This window comes from Pseudomonas sp. CYM-20-01, assembly GCF_023169845.1.
GTDB lineage: Bacteria > Pseudomonadota > Gammaproteobacteria > Pseudomonadales > Pseudomonadaceae > Aquipseudomonas > Aquipseudomonas azotoformans.
This window is the reverse complement of sequence record NZ_AP025169.1, coordinates 3,276,041-3,294,718: the sequence shown is the minus strand read 5'-3', so window position 1 is coordinate 3,294,718 and position 18,678 is coordinate 3,276,041. Positions and strand designations below refer to the sequence as shown.

17 protein-coding genes are annotated in these 18,678 nt (G+C 61.5%); 12 read left to right on the top strand and 5 right to left on the bottom strand.

From position 1 onward, the window contains the following. The first annotated feature begins 42 nt into the window (after positions 1–42). The 5 genes from M2497_RS14670 (at position 43) to M2497_RS14650 (ending at position 4,839) form a co-directional block, all read left to right on the top strand. Positions 43–705, top strand: a complete 663-nt coding sequence (locus M2497_RS14670; protein ID WP_248488119.1) for an amino acid ABC transporter permease — start codon at positions 43–45, stop codon at positions 703–705. Positions 706–711: 6 nt separating this feature from the next. Next, positions 712–1,371, top strand: coding sequence for an amino acid ABC transporter permease (locus tag M2497_RS14665; RefSeq protein WP_248488118.1), 660 nt, complete (start codon positions 712–714; stop codon positions 1,369–1,371). Then, positions 1,364–2,089 (top strand): amino acid ABC transporter ATP-binding protein, encoded by a 726-nt coding sequence (locus M2497_RS14660; protein WP_248488117.1) that lies wholly within the window; start codon positions 1,364–1,366, stop codon positions 2,087–2,089. The genes M2497_RS14665 and M2497_RS14660 overlap by 8 nt, the downstream gene beginning before the upstream one ends. A gap of 126 nt (positions 2,090–2,215) precedes the next feature. Beyond that, positions 2,216–4,030 (top strand): serine hydrolase domain-containing protein, encoded by a 1,815-nt coding sequence (locus M2497_RS14655; protein ID WP_248488116.1) that lies wholly within the window; start codon positions 2,216–2,218, stop codon positions 4,028–4,030. Between the two features lie 17 nt (positions 4,031–4,047). Beyond that, on the top strand, positions 4,048–4,839 hold the full coding sequence (locus M2497_RS14650) for a MipA/OmpV family protein (RefSeq protein WP_248488115.1): 792 nt from the start codon (positions 4,048–4,050) through the stop codon (positions 4,837–4,839). A 61-nt stretch (positions 4,840–4,900) separates the two neighbouring features. Here the strand turns inward: M2497_RS14650 and M2497_RS14645 are convergent, their stop codons facing one another. Both M2497_RS14645 and M2497_RS14640 read right to left on the bottom strand, forming a co-directional pair. Next, positions 4,901–6,178 (bottom strand): ATP-binding protein, encoded by a 1,278-nt coding sequence (locus M2497_RS14645; RefSeq protein WP_071495368.1) that lies wholly within the window; start codon positions 6,176–6,178, stop codon positions 4,901–4,903. Then, the gene (locus M2497_RS14640; protein ID WP_248488114.1) at positions 6,179–6,886 is read right to left on the bottom strand and encodes a winged helix-turn-helix domain-containing protein; all 708 of its coding nucleotides are present in this window, start codon (positions 6,884–6,886) and stop codon (positions 6,179–6,181) included. Between the two features lie 157 nt (positions 6,887–7,043). On the opposite strand from M2497_RS14640, the gene M2497_RS14635 reads away from it, so the two are divergent. Further along, the gene (locus tag M2497_RS14635) at positions 7,044–8,243 is read left to right on the top strand and encodes an MFS transporter (RefSeq protein WP_248488113.1); all 1,200 of its coding nucleotides are present in this window, start codon (positions 7,044–7,046) and stop codon (positions 8,241–8,243) included. Here M2497_RS14635 and miaE read toward each other — a convergent pair. After that, entirely contained in the window at positions 8,199–8,801 is a 603-nt protein-coding gene (gene miaE, locus M2497_RS14630; RefSeq protein WP_248488112.1) for a tRNA isopentenyl-2-thiomethyl-A-37 hydroxylase MiaE, read from the bottom strand. The genes M2497_RS14635 and miaE overlap by 45 nt on opposite strands. 155 nt (positions 8,802–8,956) lie before the next feature. On the opposite strand from miaE, the gene M2497_RS14625 reads away from it, so the two are divergent. Further along, entirely contained in the window at positions 8,957–9,820 is an 864-nt protein-coding gene (locus M2497_RS14625) for a universal stress protein (RefSeq protein ID WP_248488111.1), read from the top strand. Positions 9,821–9,955: 135 nt separating this feature from the next. On the opposite strand, the gene M2497_RS14620 is transcribed toward M2497_RS14625, so the two are convergent. Beyond that, a complete protein-coding gene (locus M2497_RS14620; protein ID WP_248488110.1) occupies positions 9,956–10,426 on the bottom strand; it encodes a DUF1289 domain-containing protein in 471 nt (156 codons plus the stop codon). A 396-nt stretch (positions 10,427–10,822) separates the two neighbouring features. Between M2497_RS14620 and acnB the strand changes: the two genes are divergently transcribed. Then, entirely contained in the window at positions 10,823–13,432 is a 2,610-nt protein-coding gene (acnB, locus tag M2497_RS14615) for a bifunctional aconitate hydratase 2/2-methylisocitrate dehydratase (protein ID WP_248488207.1), read from the top strand. A 177-nt stretch (positions 13,433–13,609) separates the two neighbouring features. On the opposite strand, the gene M2497_RS14610 is transcribed toward acnB, so the two are convergent. Further along, positions 13,610–14,887, bottom strand: a complete 1,278-nt coding sequence (locus tag M2497_RS14610; RefSeq protein ID WP_248488109.1) for a serine/threonine transporter — start codon at positions 14,885–14,887, stop codon at positions 13,610–13,612. A 284-nt stretch (positions 14,888–15,171) separates the two neighbouring features. Here M2497_RS14610 and M2497_RS14605 point away from each other — a divergent pair, with 284 nt between their 5' ends. From M2497_RS14605 to M2497_RS14590, 4 genes are all read left to right on the top strand, one after another. Beyond that, complete coding sequence (locus M2497_RS14605) at positions 15,172–15,765, top strand: TetR/AcrR family transcriptional regulator (protein ID WP_248488108.1); 594 nt, start codon at positions 15,172–15,174, stop codon at positions 15,763–15,765. Between the two features lie 183 nt (positions 15,766–15,948). Then, positions 15,949–16,473 (top strand): cysteine hydrolase family protein, encoded by a 525-nt coding sequence (locus M2497_RS14600; RefSeq protein WP_248488107.1) that lies wholly within the window; start codon positions 15,949–15,951, stop codon positions 16,471–16,473. A 53-nt stretch (positions 16,474–16,526) separates the two neighbouring features. Further along, on the top strand, positions 16,527–17,480 hold the full coding sequence (locus M2497_RS14595) for a 2-hydroxyacid dehydrogenase (protein WP_248488106.1): 954 nt from the start codon (positions 16,527–16,529) through the stop codon (positions 17,478–17,480). A gap of 129 nt (positions 17,481–17,609) precedes the next feature. After that, the gene (locus tag M2497_RS14590) at positions 17,610–18,677 is read left to right on the top strand and encodes a phosphotransferase family protein (protein ID WP_248488105.1); all 1,068 of its coding nucleotides are present in this window, start codon (positions 17,610–17,612) and stop codon (positions 18,675–18,677) included. The last annotated feature ends 1 nt before the right edge of the window (position 18,678 follow it).

The following is an 18,678-nucleotide window of genomic DNA, read 5'->3' as shown; positions in this document are numbered from 1 at the left end:
CCGAGCGGCCGGCCGCGGCCGCTCCTGCCTGGAGCCTGCGCTATGTTCGGGTACACGTTTTATTGGTCAATGGTCTGGGAGAAGCTCCCCGAGCTGATCGAGGGGGCAAAAACGACGCTGGTGCTGACCGTACTTTCAATGATCATCGGCACGCTGATCGCCCTTGCGCTGACCCTGTTACGTCAACAGGAAAAAGGCCTTGGATACGCTGTCGCAACGTCCTGGATCGAAGTCGCTCGCAATACACCAGCGCTGTTCCAGGTGTACATGATCTATTTTGGCCTTGGCGCACTGGGGCTGCATTTCTCCAGCTACCTGGCGATGCTGTTCGCCCTGTCTTTCAACAACGCCGGCTACCTCGCCGAGATTTTTCGTGGCGGGTTGCAGGCTATTCCACGACAACAACACCGCGCAGCCAGGTCGTTGGGTATTTCATCATTCGCTGCCTACACCCATGTGGTCTTTCCGCAGCTGTTCAGGATTGTCTATTTCCCTTACGTCAACCAACTCAACTGGGCCCTGCTCAACAGCTCGCTGGGCATGATCATCGGCCTGCGCGAACTCACGGGCGCCACGCAGGCGGCCCAGTCCGAATCCTTCAGGACGTTTGAGTTTTTCATCATCGCCGCCGTGATCTACTTCGTCATGTCCAAGCTTATCGAGGGCGGCGCCCGACTCACTTTCTGGCGCGTGTTCAAGGGGTAGGCAATCATGCAATTCCAATTGGCTTACTCAGGTTTGCACTGGGGCGATCTTCCGTTTGTGCTCACCGGTATGTGGCACACCTTGTTACTGACGCTGCTGGCCACCTTTTTTGGCAGCCTGCTCGGCGTGATGATCGGTTGGCTTCGACAAGAATCAGTGTTCGCCCGTCTCGCACTCGGACCGTTCGTCAACGTCATCCGCAGCATTCCGCTGATCATCCAGTTCATCCTGGTCAACAGCCTGTTTGCCATGGCCGGCTTCGGGATGAGCCCACTGTTTATCGGGGTTGTCGTCCTCAGCCTGTACATGGGCATGCTGACCTCGGAACTGGTCCGCGCGGGTTTGCAATCCGTGCGCCCGCAACTGAAAAAAGCCAGCCGGTCACTCGGGCTGAGCTATTGGCAGGAGCTGCGCCACCTATCCGCCCCGCTTGCCTTTCGCACACTGCTTCCCGGCTGGATTGGCACAGTGATAGGCCTGACAAAAGATACAGCCCTCGTGAGCGTAGTGGGCTACATCGAGCTGCTGAGAGCTTCACAGATCCTGATCAACCGCTCGAACGAAGCACTCCTGGTGCTCGCGGGCGCAGGTCTCTTCTACTTTGCGATCTGCTACCCGATCTCCCGCTACAGCCGCCATCTCGAAAAGGTAATGCACCATGATTGATATCAAGGATGTCCGCAAAAGCTTCGGCGCTGTCGAAGTCATCAAGGGCGTCAACCTGACCATCCAGAAGAGTGAAGTGTTGTGCCTGATCGGCGCCAGCGGGTCGGGGAAGTCCACCTTGCTCCAGTGCATCAATGGCCTGGAGCCGATTCAAGGAGGTAGCATCATGGTCGACGGCACGGATGTGCACGCCAGGGGAACCGACCTGAACAAGTTGCGCCAGAAGCTCGGCATCGTGTTCCAGCAATACAACGCATTCCCCCACCTCACCGCCCTGGAGAACGTGGCGCTGGCGCCGCGCCTGGTCAAGAAGCTTCCCAACGCCCAGGCTCTGCAACTGGCTCGTGACCACCTGGCTTTCGTCGGCCTCGACAATCGCGCAGACATGCGCCCTGCCAGCCTGTCTGGAGGCCAGCAGCAACGACTGGCGATAGCGCGCGCCCTGGCCATGCAGCCTGACTACATGCTATTCGACGAGGTCACCTCCGCCCTCGACCCTGAACTCGTGGGAGAGGTGCTGGATACTATCCGCAAACTCAAGGACTCAGGCATGACCCTCATCATGGTGACCCATGACATTGCCTTCGCTCGCGAGTGCGCAGACCGAATTGCATTCTTCGATAACGGGTTGATCTGTGAAGTCGGTGACGCTCGCCAGGTAATCAATGAGCCACAGGAAGAAAGGACACGGCAGTTCCTCCAACGCGTATTGCACTGACGTGACATGAGCCACACACCTTGGCGCGTTAACAGTCTTTGACAGTTTCTCGACAAAGCTGTCAAAGACCCCCGGGCGCCACGCCCCTAGCATTTGAGCATCCAAACCACCTGCCGGGTGCTCATCATGCTTCGCACGTTGCGCGGTATTCCATTGCTCGGTTGCCTGTTGGGCAGCATCGGCTGCCAGGGGCAAGCCTCTACCCCGCCGCCGATCCCCAAGGGCGACTACAGCGCGATCATCCGCTACCTGCAAACCCGCATCCCCCGGGATATGGCCCAGGCCAATGTGCCCGGTTTGTCGATTGCACTGGTCAACGGGCAGGAGTTGATCTGGGCGCGCGGGTTCGGCATGGCCGACAAAGCCCTGGGCGTGCCCGTGACGCCGAACACGGCGTTTCGCGCTGGTGCGATTTCCAAGCTGCTCACCGCCAGCGCCGCCCTGCAACTGGTTGAACAGCAGCGGCTGGCGCTGGACGCACCGATCCAACAGACGTTGCGCGAGTTCTATGTGCGTTCGCGTTTCCACACCGACCAGCAGGCCGCCGACCGCGACATCACCTTGCGTCGCCTGCTCAGTCATCAATCCGGCCTGCCCAGCGAGCACCTGCGCGACCTGCGCAACAGCTATGCCATGGGGCAGATGCCGATGCGCCTGTCCGGCGTCTGGCTGAGCACACCGCCCGGCACCCAAGTGGCCTATTCCAACCTGGGTTATGCGCTGGTCGGCGCGGCGATCGAACGCAGCAGCGGCAGAGAGTTCGAGGCTCAATTGCAACACAGCCTGCTCAAGCCGCTGGAGATGAACCAGGCGAGTTTTATCGGCACCGCAGTACAGGCGGGTTATCGCGCCCAGGGCTATCAGGGTGGTATCGCCAGCACTGACGCGCAAGTGCGTGACCTGGCGGCCGGCGGTTTGTGGGCCAGCCCCAAGGACCTCAGCCATTACGTACAGATGTTGTTCGCCGAGGGCCTGTACAAGGGCAACCGGGTGATGAACCAGCGGTCCATCGATGACATGTTCACCCAGCAAAACACCGGCAACGCCCTGGACTTCGATTGCCGGATCGGCCTGGCCTGGTTTCTCGCGCCGTGCGGTGACGAGCCGGTCGGGCCTGGCGTGCGCACCTACCAGCACAGCGGTGGCGGCGATGATTTTGCCGCGCAGTTGACCCTGCTGCCGGACCAGCAACTGGCGGTGATCATCATGGCCAATGACAGCAACGCCGAAGACCTGGTCGCCAACCTGGCCACCGACACCCTGCGCCTGATGCTCCAGGCGCAGACCGGCGAGCCGGTGTGCAGCGACGAGTGCCAGGCGCCCCGTCACGGGCTCAAGCTGCGCCAGGTGGCGGCCGCCATCGACCGCCAGCGCCTGTCCGGCTTTTACGCCACCGCCTGGGGCGTGTTCCGCATCCGGGACGACGCCGGTCGGCTACGCGGCGAACTGGCCGGCTACGACTTCGAGCTGCTGCGTGACGACCACGGCTGGCTGCGCGCGCAAAAGAAAGTCCTCGGGTTCTGGCTCAAGGACCTCGGCGAACTCGGCCGCGTACAACTCGACGTGATCACTGTGCAGGGCCGACAGATGCTCACCGCGCGCAGCCACGGCCAGCGCATCGCCATCGGCGAACGCATCGACCCGCCGCCCTTGCCCATGGCCTGGGCCGACACCGTCGGCACCTATCAAGTGCTCAACACCCATGAACCCGACGCGCCGTTGAGCGGCATCAGCGTGCGCCTGGAAGACGGCTTCCTGGTGATTCGCGGCCAACTGCACGACGAGCCTTTGACCGATTACATCCTGCTGCCGGTGGACAACGCCCACGCCGTACTCGCCGGCAACGGTTATGGCCTGGGCGACACCGTCAGCCGCCAGGTCAACGGCCTTAGCGCCTCGGGATACTCCTTCAAACGTACCCATCCACCCTTGAGTTTCTGACCGACATGAAAACCCTGATGAGCCCCAAAAACCTCTGCCTGTCCCTCACCTCGCTGTGTTTGCTGGCAAGCGCCGACGCAGTGCTGGCCGAGGACTGGACCTACACGCTCAAAGCCGGCGTGGCCAACCTGCCCCGCTACAGCGGCAGCGATGAGCGCATGACTGCGCCGGTGTTCGGCGGCGCCATCGTCAGCCCCTGGGGGATTTTCCTCGACACCGACAAAGGCCTGGGCTGGGGCTACGAAGGCAATGCCTTGAGTTTCAGTGCGTATGTCGGCGCCAGTGCATCGCGCAAGGACAAAAACGAATCCATGCACTTGGGCTCCAAGCGCCTTAAGGGCATGGGCGAAATCAAGTCACGCCCGCAGCTGGGCGTGAGCGCCCACTACAATCTCGGCGGCGCCATTGTCGGCGCGACCCTGGAGCACGCGCTCAAGGAAGATGACCACAAGGACAGCGGCAAGGCCTTTACGCATTTGGAGCTGAGCCTGGGCACCACGCTGTACGAAGGCCGTTATGGCTCCGTCGATGCCAACATCAACAGCCACTTTGGCGACCGTGACTATATGCAGACCTGGTACGGCGTCACCACCGGCCAGGCCGCACGCAGCCGCTTCAAGGCCTACAAGGCCGGTGCCGGCAATATCAGCAATGGCCTGAACCTGGTCTGGAGCCTGCCGATCAGCGAGCACACCGAGTTCTCGACCTTGCTGGATGTGCAGTACCTGGCGGATGAAGCGGGCAAGAGCCCGATTGTGGAGCGACGCTTGCAGACGTCGGTGATGGGCGTGCTGGAATACACGTTCTGATTGGATAGGTGGGAGGGGGCAAGCCCCCTCCCACACTTGATCTCCATTGAATGTAAAAGCGCTATTCGGCGTAGGCCCAGGTCATCCGGAACGACGCGCCGCCCCATTCCGAATCCTGCACCTGCACCTGGCCACCGTGCCACTGCGACACCCGCTGCACCAGCGCCAGGCCCAGGCCGAAGCCACCGGTGCGGCGGTCACGGCTGGCATCCAGGCGCATGAAGGGTTGGAAGATCTTCGAACGGCCTTCCTCCGGCACGCCAGGGCCGTCATCACACACCCGCACTTCATACCCGCTGCCGAACTTGACCAACGACACTTCCACACGGCGCTCGGCATACCGAATGGCATTGCGCAGCAGGTTGATCACCGCACGCGCCATAAAGCGCGGCTCGATCTGGATATAGTCCACTTCGCAGGTGCGCAACGACAACTGGATGCCCGCGGCTTCGGCCTCCAGCGCCACGCTGCCGATCACACTGTCGAGCCAGCTGTGGGCCTCGATGCGCTCGCGGGTGACCTGGGTGGCGCCGCGCTCCAGGCTGGCGTAGGTGAGCAGTTCGGAGACCATTTCTTCCAGCTCGCCCAGGTCGGCATACATGTCGGCGATCAGTTCGCCACGCAGACGCGGGTCGGCTTGTTGCTTGAGCTGGTCGAGCTCGAACGACAGGCGTGCAATCGGCGTGCGCAGCTCGTGCGACACCGCATTGGTCAGTTCGCGCTGGTTGGCGATCAGGCTTTCGATGCGCTCGGCCATCTGGTTGAAGTGCCCCGCCAGTTCGCGCACGGTGGAACGGCGCGGCAGCAGGATGCGAGAACTGAGGTCGTTGTCACCAAAGCGTTGTGCGGCCAGGCGAATATGCTCGAGGTCGCGCCAGTGCGGGCGTACCCAGAAATACAGCACGATCGCCAGGCACACCCCGAGGAAACCATAGGCCCACAGGTAGAGCCACTTGGGTTCTTCCGGCAGCTTGATTTCCAGCAGTTGCGGGCCGCCGTCAATACTGGTGAGAAACTCCATGAAATCACCGCGCACCACCAGCAAACCCGCAGCCAGCAGTTGCGTCTCGCGCTCGGTGAGTGCCTGGGTGTCCTTCTGGACCAACTTCAAGTGCAGCCCGTAATGGGGTTGCAGCTCAGCCAGCCGGGCCGGGCGTTCGTCGGCCCTGAGCGGACGCAGTTGCTCCACCAGGGCATACGCCGGGCCGCGCAAGGCTTCGCGGTTATAGGTTTCGTTGGCTTCGGGCAACAGCTCGTCGAAGGTGTAGTTGACCAGCCAGATCGCCCCCGCCAGACCGAGCGCCAGGATCACATACAGGCGCAGAAACAGCCGCAGCATTTAAGCCTCCCACGCGAACGGATTGAACAGGTAGCCCTTGCCCCAGATGGTCTTGATACACACCGGTTCACGGGGGTTGTCGTTGAGCTTGCTGCGCAGTTTGCTGATGTACACGTCGACGCTGCGGTTGAGGCCGTCGAACGCGATACCGCGCATGCGGTTGAGGATGTCATCGCGGGACAGGATCGTGCCCGAGTTGCTGGCCAGCAGCCACAGCAGCTCGAACTCCATGGTGGTCAGATCGATCTTGTCGTCGCCCAGGCTGACGCCCCGGCAACTGCGATCAATGGCCAACCGCCCGAATGCCAGGGCACCGCGCACGGTCGGCTCCGGGGCCTGGCGTCGTTGCAGCGCACGCAGGCGCGCCAGCAGCACAGGCGGCTTGATCGGCTTGATCACATAGTCGTCGGCACCGGACTCCAGGCCGAGGATATGGTCCAGGTCGTCTTCCTTGGCCGTGAGGATCACGATAGGTGTGTCGGACACCGTACGGATCCCGCGGCACACATGCAGACCGCTCTGGCCAGGCAGCATCAGGTCGAGCACGACGATCTTCGGCTTGAACTCCAGGAACGCAGCCAGGGCCTCGTCGCCCCGGTGCTCCACACGCACCTCGAAGCCATGCTGCGCCAGGAAGTGCGCAATCAGCCCCGCGAGTTTTTCGTCGTCTTCAACGAGCAAGACCTTGCCCAGCCCCAGGTTTTCCATAAGTTCTCAGTGTGCAGACGCGGATTGAAGAGCTGGCATTATAGGTGGCAAGCTGCGCAACTAAAGCAACTGCGCAGCGGCTGCCGACGAAGCTTCATGCTTTTAAGAGTTTTTAACAAATACCCCGCACTCTTTAACGCCGTCCACAGGGAGTTGTATGCGCAAGGATTACCTGGCGTTCTTTGTTTCGCTGTTCCTGTCGCGGCTGGCGGACCAGATCCTGCTGTTCATCGTGCCCCTGATCGTATTCCAGACCACCCAGAGTGTCGCCTGGGCCGGGCTGGCGTTCTTCGTCGAATCGCTGCCGCGTTACCTGGCGTTCCCGGTGTGCGGCGCCTTGTGCGACAAGTTCACGCCGGTGCGCCTGCTGCTGATCAGCCAGGTATACCGGGCGCTGGCGTGCGTGCTCGCGGTGGTGTTGTATGGGGTGTTCGATGGCCTTTACTGGATTGTCCTGCTCTCGGCGCTGTGCGGGGTGCTCACGACCCAGGGCATCATGGCGCGGGAAGTGCTGATGCCGCATATCTTCGCGCACTACAGCTACGCCAAGACCCTCTCCTACTCGCAGATCGCCGACCAGAGCGGGCTGGTGCTGGGGCCGCTGGTGGCGGCGCTGATGCTGGAAGTCTGGGCCTGGCATTGGGTGGTACTGGCCGTGGCCGGATTGTTTGTGCTGGCCGACCTGGCGATGCGCGTGTGGCAACGCTCCAGCACGGCGCACCTGGAAACCTTCGAACAGCATCAGGACATCTGGCTGCAACCCCTGAAGATTGCACTCGGGCACATCCGCAACCTGCCGGACTTGAAACGGATCATCACCCTGGCCGTGGGGGTGAACCTGATCATTGGCGTGACCCTGGCCACGTCGGCGGCGATGGTCACCGGCCAGTTTGCGGCGGGCAAGGACGCTTATGCCCTGCTGCAGGCAGCAGGCGCGCTGGTGACCATCGCGATTCTGTTTTACCTGGCCCGCGCCGTCCTGCCGTTGAAGGTACTGGGCGGCTTGTCGTATTCGATGATCGGCGTGGGGGCGGTGATCATGGCCGCAAGCCCAGGCGTGTGGCCGTACGCCGTGGGTTTCCTGTTGGTGACCGGCTTCGACAAGATGTTCAACGTCTACCTGCGCAGCACCCGCCAGCGGGTGATCCCCGTGCAGGACTTCGGCAAGACCGTGGGCGTGATCACCCTGCTCAACAACCTGCCGCAACCCTTGGCGGGCCTGGCGGTGGCGTTGCTGGCGGCGCCGCTGGGGACGCAGGCGGTGATCCTGCTGCTGGCCGGGATCACCCTGTTGCTTGGCGTGGCCGTGGCCTCAGGCTGGCACGCCACTGTGAAAGCGGAACTCGATGTCGGGTGACTCGATCAGTTCCTGCTCGGTCGCCCTCACCCGCTCGATCACCTGGGCGACGTCCTTGGCGTCGCCGTATTGGTACGCCAGCTTCAGGTAACCCTGGAAGTGCCGCGCCTCGCTTTTCAGCAGGCCGAAGTAAAACTTGCCGAGTTCCTCGTCCAAATGCGGCACCAGGGCTTCGAAACGCTCGCAACTGCGCGCTTCGATAAAGGCGCCAACCACCAAGGTATCCACCAGTTTCACGGGTTCATGGCTGCGCACCACTTTGCGCAAACCGGAGGCGTAACGCCCGGCATGCAGTTGGCGCAGCTCGATCTTGCGCTTCTTCATCAGGCGCATGACCTGCTCGTGGTGCACCAGCTCCTCGCGGGCCAGGCGCGACATCATGTTGATCAGGTCGACATGGCTGTAGTACTTGGCGATCAGGCTCAGGGCGGTGCTGGCGGCTTTGAATTCGCAGTTCTTGTGGTCGATCAGCAGGGTTTCCTGATCGGCCAGCGCGGCCTGGACCCAGGCATCAGGGGTGCGGCAACCGAGGAATTCGTGGATTTCTGGCAGGTTCATCGGGCTCACGGGCAAAAGGATCACAAAAGGCCGGCGATTATACCGACCCCGCCGCAGACCACCAGCCACCGGCCTTGATGTGCATCAACATGACGTGCGCACGCCAGCAACTATAGTTGTTCCAGGCCCCCGTCCTTTTTATGGAGATCCCGATCATGCAAGCCATCCGCAGCATCCTGGTGATCATCGAACCCGAGCATTCGGAAAGCCTGGCCCTCAAGCGTGCCAAGCTGATTGCCGGGGTCACCGATGCGCACCTGCACTTGCTGGTGTGCGACAAGAAGCATGAGCACTCGGCGCTGCTGGCCCTGCTCAAGGCGGGTTTGAAGGAGGACGGCTACAGCGTCAGCACCGAACAGGCGTGGAATGCCAGCCTGCATGAAACCATCATCGACGTGCAGCAGGCCGAGGGCTGCGGATTGGTGATCAAGCAGCACTTCCCGGACAACCCGCTGAAAAAAGCCCTGCTGACGCCGGCGGACTGGAAGCTGCTGCGCTATTGCCCGAGTGCGGTATTGCTGGTCAAGACGTCCACACCCTGGACGGGCGCAAAGATCCTGGCGGCGATCGACGTCGGCAATACCGATGGCGAACACCGTTCGCTGCACAATTCGATCATTGACCATGGCTTTGATATCGCCAACCTGGCCAAGGCGCAGTTGCATGTGATCAGCGCGCATCCTTCGCCGATGCTGTCGGCGGCGGACCCGACGTTCCAGCTCAAGGAAACCATCGAGGCGCGGTATCGCGAGCAATGCAGGGCGTTCCAGGCGGAGTTCGATGTGGATGACAAACACCTGCATATTGAAGAAGGCCCTGCCGATGTACTGATCCCCTACCTTGCCCACAAACTGTCGGCGGCGGTCACGATCATCGGCACCGTGGGGCGCACCGGGATTTCCGGGGCGCTGATCGGTAACACCGCAGAGGTGGTGCTGGACGCCCTGGAAAGTGACGTACTGGTGCTGAAACCTGACGAAGTGATGGATCGCCTCGTGGAGCAGGCCAACAAGGCCTGATGCCGACCTTTCAAACAATGAAGATAAAAAAATGTGGGAGGGGGCTTGCCCCCGATGAGGGTGTGTCAGTGGATAAATCCCAGGCTGACACACTGCCATCGGGGGCAAGCCCCCTCCCACAGGGGTTATCCGTTGTCAGTTGGAAAACACATCGCGCAGAAACCCCGGCGCGATATAGCGCTGGTAATGCGCCTCGGACAGGATAAAGAACTCCCGATCAATCGCATCGCGCAGGTCCGGCAACGGCCAGTCGCGAAACTCCGGCAATAGCACCATGCCATAGGCCTCCAGGTTGGAGATCACCCGCGCCCCCCGGGCGATCAACTGGTAGGCCCAGCAGTACTCGGACTGGTGCGGCACGAAGCGGATCTTGCGCTGTTCCAACTGGCCGCGCAGGGTCTTGGGGTCGAAAACCTCCAGTTTGCCGGCCATTACCTGCACCAACAGCTGCTCCAGGCGTAGCCAGACCGCACGTTTTTCTTCTTCGTTATAGCCATTCCACTGGATCACTTCGTGGTGGAAGCGCTTGCAGCCCCGGCACACCAGATCGCCGTAAACCGTGGAGCACAGGCCGACGCAGGGGGTCTTGATGGTTTGGTTGGACATGGGTAACGGCACGCAGATCAGCAAAACAATGCGCCATGTTAGCCCTTTGTCTAAGCTTGATCACCCAGCAAACTTGGTCAGGCAACTTACCTTTAGAAATTTTTTGCCGTAGAATCATCCGGCCTTGTAAGGCGCCAATAATCCGCTGGAAGCTGTTTTCAAAGCGTCACGAGCACAGTCGTTCCTTCAGAACGGTGTTGGCGCGGGTCATGACTCGGTAGGTCAGAGCCCTCGCCAACCCTCATCAGCTCCGTTCTGCAGGCGTAAAACTTTGAAAGCAGCTTCTGTGAGGAATGCCGGCAGCGCTGGCTTTGCGGCCCAAAAAGCCCCCGAGCGCATGCGTGCCGTTCATTTCTGGATGAGCGTCCCGTGGGACCACTGATGAGGGTAATAACTGTGCTTGAAGCCTACCGCAAACATATCGAAGAGCGTGCAGCCCTGGGTATTGTTCCCCAGCCGCTTAACGCCGAACAAACCGCAGGCCTGGTCGAGCTGCTGAAAAATCCCCCGGCTGGCGAAGAAGAATTCCTCGTTGACCTGATCACCAACCGCATCCCACCAGGCGTTGACGAAGCTGCCTACGTCAAGGCCGGTTTCCTGTCTGCCCTGGCCAAGGGCGAAGCCACTTCCCCCCTGATCGACAAGAAACGCGCCGTTGAACTGCTTGGCACCATGCAAGGCGGCTACAACATCGTGACCCTGGTCGAGCTGCTGGACGACGCCACACTGGCTCCCGTCGCCGCCGCCCAACTCAAGCACACCCTGCTGATGTTCGATGCGTTCCACGACGTGGCCGAAAAAGCCCGTAACGGCAACGAACACGCCAAAGCCGTGATCCAGTCCTGGGCTGACGGCGAGTGGTTCCGCAACCGCCCTACCCTGGCCGACAAGATCAGCCTGCGCGTGTTCAAGGTGACCGGCGAAACCAACACCGACGACCTGTCCCCTGCGCCGGATGCCTGGTCCCGTCCAGACATCCCGCTGCACGCCCTGGCCATGCTGAAAATGGCCCGTGAAGGCATCGTGCCTGACGAGCAAGGCAAGACCGGCCCGATGAAGCAGATCGAAGAAATGCGCGGCCAAGGCTTCCCGATCGCCTACGTCGGTGACGTGGTCGGTACCGGTTCCTCGCGTAAATCCGCGACCAACTCCGTGCTGTGGTTCTTCGGCGACGACGTTCCGTATGTGCCGAACAAGCGTGCCGGCGGCTTCTGCTTCGGCAGCAAGATCGCCCCGATCTTCTACAACACCATGGAAGATGCTGGCGCACTGCCAATCGAGTTCGACGTTACCAACATGAACATGGGCGACGTGATCGACCTGTACCCGCATGCTGGCAAAGTCTGCAAACACGGCACCGACGAAGTCATCACCACCTTCGAAATGAAGACCCCGGTGCTGTTGGACGAAGTCCGCGCCGGCGGCCGTATCCCGCTGATCATCGGTCGCGGCCTGACCGACAAGGCCCGTGCCGAGCTGGGCCTGGGCCCAACCGACCTGTTCAAGCTGCCTGAAGCGCCTGTCGACACCGGCAAAGGCTTCACCCTGGCGCAGAAAATGGTCGGCAAGGCGTGCGGCCTGCCAGAAGGCAAAGGCGTTCGTCCTGGCACCTACTGCGAGCCGAAGATGACCACCGTGGGTTCCCAGGACACCACCGGTCCGATGACCCGTGACGAACTGAAAGACCTGGCGTGCCTGGGCTTCTCGACCGACCTGGTGATGCAGTCGTTCTGCCACACCGCGGCCTATCCAAAGCCGATCGACGTGACCACCCACCACACCCTGCCTGATTTCATCATGACCCGTGGCGGTGTATCGCTGCGTCCAGGCGACGGCATCATCCACAGCTGGCTGAACCGCATGCTGCTGCCGGATACCGTCGGCACCGGTGGCGACTCCCACACCCGTTTCCCGATGGGCATCTCGTTCCCAGCCGGTTCCGGCCTGGTCGCGTTCGCCGCAGCCACTGGCGTAATGCCGCTGGACATGCCGGAATCGATCCTGGTGCGTTTCAAAGGCAAGATGAAACCTGGTATCACCCTGCGTGACCTGGTTCATGCCATTCCTTACTACGCGATCCAGTCGGGTCTGCTGACTGTAGAGAAGAAAGGCAAGAAGAACGCCTTCTCCGGCCGCATCCTGGAAATCGAAGGCCTGAACGACCTGACGCTGGAACAGGCTTTCGAGCTGTCCGACGCCTCGGCTGAACGTTCGGCTGCTGGTTGCACCATCAAGCTGTCGAAAGAGTCGATCACCGAGTACCTGAACTCCAACATCACCCTGCTGCGCTGGATGATCGGTGAAGGCTACGGCGATCCACGTACCCTGGAACGTCGCGCTCAAGCGATGGAAGCCTGGGTCAAGAACCCTCAGCTGATGGAAGCCGATGCCGACGCGCAATACGCCGAAATCATCGAGATCGACCTGGCCGAAATCAACGAGCCGATCCTCTGCGCACCGAACGACCCGGACGATGCCCGTCTGCTGTCGAGCGTTGCCGGCGAGAAGATCGACGAAGTGTTCATCGGTTCGTGCATGACCAACATCGGTCACTTCCGTGCCGCCGGCAAGCTGCTGGAGCAGGTCAAGGGTCAGCTGCCAACCCGTCTGTGGCTGTCGCCGCCGACCAAGATGGACGCTCACCAACTGACCGAAGAAGGCTACTACGGCATCTACGGCAAGGCTGGCGCGCGCATGGAAATGCCGGGCTGCTCGCTGTGCATGGGTAACCAGGCACGTGTTGAGCCGAACTCGACTGTTGTGTCGACTTCGACCCGTAACTTCCCGAACCGTCTGGGTGACGGCGCCAACGTCTACCTGGCTTCGGCCGAGTTGGCAGCGGTAGCTTCTACCCTGGGTCGCCTGCCGACCGTCGAGGAGTACATGGGTTACGCAGCGAAACTGGACACCATGGCCAGTGACGTCTACCGCTACCTGAACTTCGACCAGATTGCGGAGTTCCGCAAGATCGCAGCAAGCGCCAACATTCCGGTGATTCAAGCCTAAGGTGTTGATGTGAAGAGACGCCGCGTATCGTGAGGTACGCGGCGTTTTTTATGCCTGGAATGCAGTACAAATGTGGGAGGGGGCTTGCCCCCGATAGCAGTGGGTCAGCCAATAAATCCGGCACTGAGACACCGCGATCGGGGGCAAGCCCCCTCCCACATTTTTACCGCGTCAGGTTTAAGCGAAGAACGAATAGACCACCGCAGTAATCGCCACCAGGCCAACCGCCGTGACGAACACATTGGACGCCTGCCCCCGGTACTTGGCCATGGCCGGCACCTTGCGAATGGCATACATCGGCATCAGGAACAGAATCGAAGCAATGATCGGACCGCCCAGCGCCTCGATCATGCCGAGGATGCTCGGGTTCAACGTCGCCACGATCCAGCACACCACCAGCATGAACGCCGCCGTCATGCGGTCCAGGCGCTTGGCCTCCGGACGACGCCCCGTCTTCAGCACCAGGCCCTTGAGGCCTTCGCTGGCGCCGATGTAATGGCCCAGGAACGACTTGGCAATCGCCACGAACGCAATCAACGGCGCTGCGAACTCGATGGTCGGGTTATTGAAGTGGTTGGCCAGGTACGACAGGATCGACAGGTTCTGCGCCTTCGCTTCGGCCAGTTGCGCCGGCGACAGGGTCAGCACGCAGCTGAACACGAAGAACAGCACCATCACCACCATCAACAGGTGCGCGCGGGACAGGATCTGCGAGCTGCGCTCATCGGCGTGGGCGCCGTACTGGCGCTTCTGGTCCACTGCAAAGGCCGAGATGATCGGCGAATGGTTGAACGAGAACACCATCACCGGAATCGCCAGCCACAAGGTGTTGAGCAATGCGGACGGTGCGGGGATGACGCTGGCGGTGCTGAGGATGCCGCCATTCCAGTGCGGGATCAGGTACACCGCCAGGAACAGCAACGCGACGATAAACGGATACACCATCAGGCTCATGGCCTTGACGATCACTTGCTCGCCGCAACGCACCACGCCCAGCAGGCCGAGGATCAGCACGAACGACAGGATCGCCCGTGGCGGTGGCGCGATGTGCAGTTGATGCTCCATGAAGCTGCCGACCGTGTTGGTCAACGCCACGCTGTAGATCAGCAGGATCGGGAAGATCGCAAAGAAGTACAGCAAGGTAATCAGCGCGCCGGCCTTGATGCCGAAGTGTTCTTCCACTACGTCGGTGATGTCGGAGCCTGCGCGGCCAGACAGTACGAAACGGGTCAGGCCACGGTGGGCGAAGAAGGTCATCGGGAACGCCAGCAGCGCGAGGATCACCAGGGGCCAGAAGCCGCCCAGGCCCGCGTTGATCGGCAAGAACAGCGTACCGGCGCCGATGGCGGTGCCGAACAGGCCAAGCATCCAGGTGGTGTCCTGGCGGCTCCAGCTTGTGAGGGTTGCAGGTGTCGTTGCATAGCGTTCGTCGACGCTATTGGCCTGATCATTCATCCGGTCGGATCTCCGCATTTACACAGCCGGGACGAGTCAGAAAAACCTGACAGGCAGCGCCCCGACCATAGAAGGGGCCGGATTGTCCGGGATTCTTGTGAATAAGCAAAGACTTAGCTGAGGAACGGTGGTGCGGTGCAAGCCCGTAGGGGCGGCTGTAGGCGGCGGTTTTCGCGGCGCTTGGCGAGATACCTGATATACATTCCCGCACAAATCTATTTTAGAATTTCACACGTTACTGTAGTTTTCACACAACGCCCACCGTGTATCCAGAGAGCCCCGCCATGCCTCGCGTCTCCCGCAAACAAGCCGATCTCAACCGCGAAATCATCGTCGAGGCCGCCGCGCACCTGTTTCGCGAACGCGGGCTGCATGGCATCAGTCTGTCAGACGTGATGGCCGCTGCCGGCCTGACCCACGGCGGGTTCTACGGCCACTTCGCCTCCAAGGAGGCCCTGGCCACCGAAGCCTGCCAACAGGCATTCGAGCACGCCAACCTGGGCTGGCAGGCCAAAATCGAGCACAGCGACGATCAACAGGCCGCCCGCCAGGCGGTGCTGGGGCCTTACCTGACCGCCACCCATCGCGACAACCCTGGCGACGGTTGCCCGGTCTCGGCCTTCGCCCCGGATATGTGCCACGAACCCGCTGATACCGCCTTGCAGCACACCTTTATAGAAGGCGTGGAAAAGTCCCTGGAGATTTTCTCTCAACTGGACGACGGAGACCGTCAAGCCATGCTGGCCCATTACGCGATGATGGTGGGCGCAGTCACCTTGGCGCGTGCGACACGGGGCAATAGCCTGTCGGACGAGTTCCTGAAGGCTGCAAGAAATACCCTGTTGCCCGTTGACAGCCCTTCCCCCATCCCAGCATGATCGGGCCATGAACATTATCCAGCTCGTCCTCACCCGTACCACCATCACGACCGCTTACGGCGGGTCGCGCGGTGGCTGTGGGTGCTTGAGCTAGACACTTCACAGATCCAACCCAAGGCCCCGCCAGCAATGGACGGGGCCTTTTTTTGCTCCGTCCGTTCGGCAACCACCAGGAGCAACACCATGGCTGACGCCCTGCTGATCATCGATATGCAAACCGGTTTATACGATGGCCCGGACAAACCGTTTGAACGCGAACGCGTGCTCGCCTCCATCAACCAGCTGATTCATCGTGCGCGCAACGCAAGCGTACCGATCTTCGTGGCGCGCCACACCGGCCCTGGGGGCTCACCGATTGCAGCCGGCAGCCCGTTCTGGCAGCTGTGGCATGAGCTAGAGGTCGACGAATCCCGCGATTACCTGTTCAACAAGACCCGTCCCAGTTGCTTCCTGGGCACCGATCTTGAGCAGCAACTGAGCGCGGCGCAGGTCAAGGAGTTGGTGATCGTCGGGATGAAAACCCAGTTCTGCATCGACACTACCTGCCGGGTCGCCGTGGAGTTGGGGTTTTCGGTGGTGCTGCCCGAAGATGGTCATACCTGCATGGACACGCCGGCGCTAAAAGCCGAGGCGATCATCGAGCATCACAATACGACCCTGGCCGGTGCGTTTGTAAAGCGGGCCAGCGTGGCCGAGATCCGCTTCTGACCGCACAAATACGGCATACTCCTCCCCTCAAACCCTTCAGGAAGAGCCTTCCGATGACCGCTACTGTTCTGGTCCTGGTTGAAACCATCAACGAATACCTGCCCATCATCGAGGGCAATGACTTTCATGTGATCCTGGCGCCGACCCCTGCCGAACGCGCCGAAGCGATCAAGGCCCACGGCAGCCAGATCAAGGCGGTGCTGACCCGTGGCCCGCTGGGCTTGTACGCCGAGGAAATCGCCGCCCTGCCCCTGCTGGAAATCATCTGCGTGATCGGCGCCGGCTACGAACACGTCGACCTGCAGGCCGCCAGCAATCGCGGGATCGTGGTTACCAACGGCGCCGGGGTGAATGCGCCGTCGGTGGCCGATCACGCCATGGCGTTGCTGCTGTCGCTGGTGCGCGGCATCCCGCAGACCGACGCCGCGGTGCGCCGCAGCGAATGGCCCAAAGTGATGCGCCCGTCCCTGGGCGGCAAGCAACTGGGCATTCTCGGGTTGGGCGCCGTGGGCATGGAGATCGCCAAGCGCGCTGCCCTGGGGTTCGGCATGGAAGTGAGCTATCACAACCGCCAACCGCGTGACGATGTGGACTACACCTACTGCGCCACCGCCGTTGAACTGGCGCGCACCTCGGACTTCCTGATCCTGGCCACGCCGGGCGGCGCCAGCACTCGCCACCTGATCGACCGCCACGCCCTGGATGCCCTGGGGCCGAATGGCTACCTGGTCAATATCGGCCGTGGCAGTGTGGTGGTCACCGCCGACCTGGTCGCCGCCCTGGAGCAGCGTCGCATCGGTGGCGCCGCGCTGGACGTATTCGACGACGAACCCAAGGTGCCCGACGCGCTCAAGAAGCTCAGCAATACCGTGCTCACCTCCCACGTGGCCGGACTGTCGCCGGAAGCCGCCCACGACACCGTGCAACGCGTGGCCGACAACCTGGTGGAGTACTTTGCCGGCCGCCCGGTGCTCACCCCGGTCGCCCTGCCCCCGCCCACTAAATGACCGATCAGGCACGCTGATCATCGTCCAACACGCTAACCTATTAAGCCGCCCCGACCTTGTCGCTGGGCGGCTGCGCGCATTAGATTAGGAAATAGTCCAAGGCCTTTAGAATAAGCAGAAGGGATAAGCATGGCGCTGAACGACCAATCGACCCAGATTCGCCCAGGCGAAGAGCTTGATGCCAGCCTGATCGATCCCTACCTCAAGGCCCATATCCCGGGCCTGGACGGCACGCCCAGGATCAGCCAGTTTCCCGGTGGTGCGTCCAACCTGACCTACCTGCTGGAATACCCCGGCCAGGAATTCGTGCTGCGTCGCCCGCCCTTTGGTCACAAGGCCAAGTCCGCCCATGACATGGGCCGCGAATACCGCATTCTCAACCAGCTCAAGGACGGCTTCCCGTACTGCCCCAAAGCCTATGTGCATTGCACGGATGAGTCGGTGATCGGTGCCGAGTTCTATGTGATGGAGCGCGTCAACGGCATCATCCTGCGCTCCGACCTGCCAGCCGAACTGGGCCTGGACGCCAGCAGGACCGAGGCGTTGTGCAAAAGCTTCATCGATAAGTTCGTCGAACTGCACCAGGTGGACTACCACGCCTGCGGCCTGGCCGACCTGGGTAAGCCCGAGGGCTACGTGGCACGCCAGATCCGCGGCTGGAGCGACCGCTACGAGAAAGCCCTGACCCCCGACGCACCGCGCTGGGAAGCGGTACGCGCCTGGCTCAACGACAAGATGCCGGCCGATCACCCCACGTCCAGCATCGTGCACAACGACTACCGCTTCGATAACGTGATCCTCGATCCGCACAACCCGATGCAGATCATCGGCGTGCTGGACTGGGAACTCACCACCCTCGGCGACCCGCTGATGGACCTGGGCAACACCCTCGCCTACTGGATCGAAGCGGCGGACCCGGCACCGGTGCAACTGATGCGGCGCCAGCCGAGCAACGCCCCCGGCATGCTCACCCGCCGCGAGTTCGTCGACTATTACGCCGAGCGCGCAGGCCTGCAGATCGACAACTTCGACTTCTACTACACCTACGGCCTGTTCCGCCTGGCCGGCATCGTGCAACAGATCTACTACCGCTTCTTCCATGGCCAGACCCAGGACAAACGCTTTGCGCAGTTCATTCACATGAACAAGCTGCTCGAGCAGATGAGCCTGAACGTCATCAGCAAATCGTCCCTTTAAG

What these genes read in the sequence shown, in the direction of transcription:
- M2497_RS14620 (WP_248488110.1), bottom strand. Translation starts at nt 10,426, where the DNA reads ATGTCCAACCAAACCATCAAGACCCCCTGCGTCGGCCTGTGCTCCACG.
- M2497_RS14610 (WP_248488109.1), bottom strand. Translation starts at nt 14,887, where the DNA reads ATGAATGATCAGGCCAATAGCGTCGACGAACGCTATGCAACGACACCT.
- M2497_RS14595 (WP_248488106.1), top strand. Translation starts at nt 16,527, where the DNA reads ATGACCGCTACTGTTCTGGTCCTGGTTGAAACCATCAACGAATACCTG.
- M2497_RS14590 (WP_248488105.1), top strand. Translation starts at nt 17,610, where the DNA reads ATGGCGCTGAACGACCAATCGACCCAGATTCGCCCAGGCGAAGAGCTT.
- miaE (WP_248488112.1), bottom strand. Translation starts at nt 8,801, where the DNA reads ATGAACCTGCCAGAAATCCACGAATTCCTCGGTTGCCGCACCCCTGAT.
- M2497_RS14655 (WP_248488116.1), top strand. Translation starts at nt 2,216, where the DNA reads ATGCTTCGCACGTTGCGCGGTATTCCATTGCTCGGTTGCCTGTTGGGC.
- M2497_RS14650 (WP_248488115.1), top strand. Translation starts at nt 4,048, where the DNA reads ATGAGCCCCAAAAACCTCTGCCTGTCCCTCACCTCGCTGTGTTTGCTG.
- M2497_RS14635 (WP_248488113.1), top strand. Translation starts at nt 7,044, where the DNA reads ATGCGCAAGGATTACCTGGCGTTCTTTGTTTCGCTGTTCCTGTCGCGG.
- M2497_RS14640 (WP_248488114.1), bottom strand. Translation starts at nt 6,886, where the DNA reads ATGGAAAACCTGGGGCTGGGCAAGGTCTTGCTCGTTGAAGACGACGAA.
- M2497_RS14625 (WP_248488111.1), top strand. Translation starts at nt 8,957, where the DNA reads ATGCAAGCCATCCGCAGCATCCTGGTGATCATCGAACCCGAGCATTCG.
- M2497_RS14660 (WP_248488117.1), top strand. Translation starts at nt 1,364, where the DNA reads ATGATTGATATCAAGGATGTCCGCAAAAGCTTCGGCGCTGTCGAAGTC.
- M2497_RS14600 (WP_248488107.1), top strand. Translation starts at nt 15,949, where the DNA reads ATGGCTGACGCCCTGCTGATCATCGATATGCAAACCGGTTTATACGAT.
- M2497_RS14645 (WP_071495368.1), bottom strand. Translation starts at nt 6,178, where the DNA reads ATGCTGCGGCTGTTTCTGCGCCTGTATGTGATCCTGGCGCTCGGTCTG.
- M2497_RS14665 (WP_248488118.1), top strand. Translation starts at nt 712, where the DNA reads ATGCAATTCCAATTGGCTTACTCAGGTTTGCACTGGGGCGATCTTCCG.
- M2497_RS14670 (WP_248488119.1), top strand. Translation starts at nt 43, where the DNA reads ATGTTCGGGTACACGTTTTATTGGTCAATGGTCTGGGAGAAGCTCCCC.
- M2497_RS14605 (WP_248488108.1), top strand. Translation starts at nt 15,172, where the DNA reads ATGCCTCGCGTCTCCCGCAAACAAGCCGATCTCAACCGCGAAATCATC.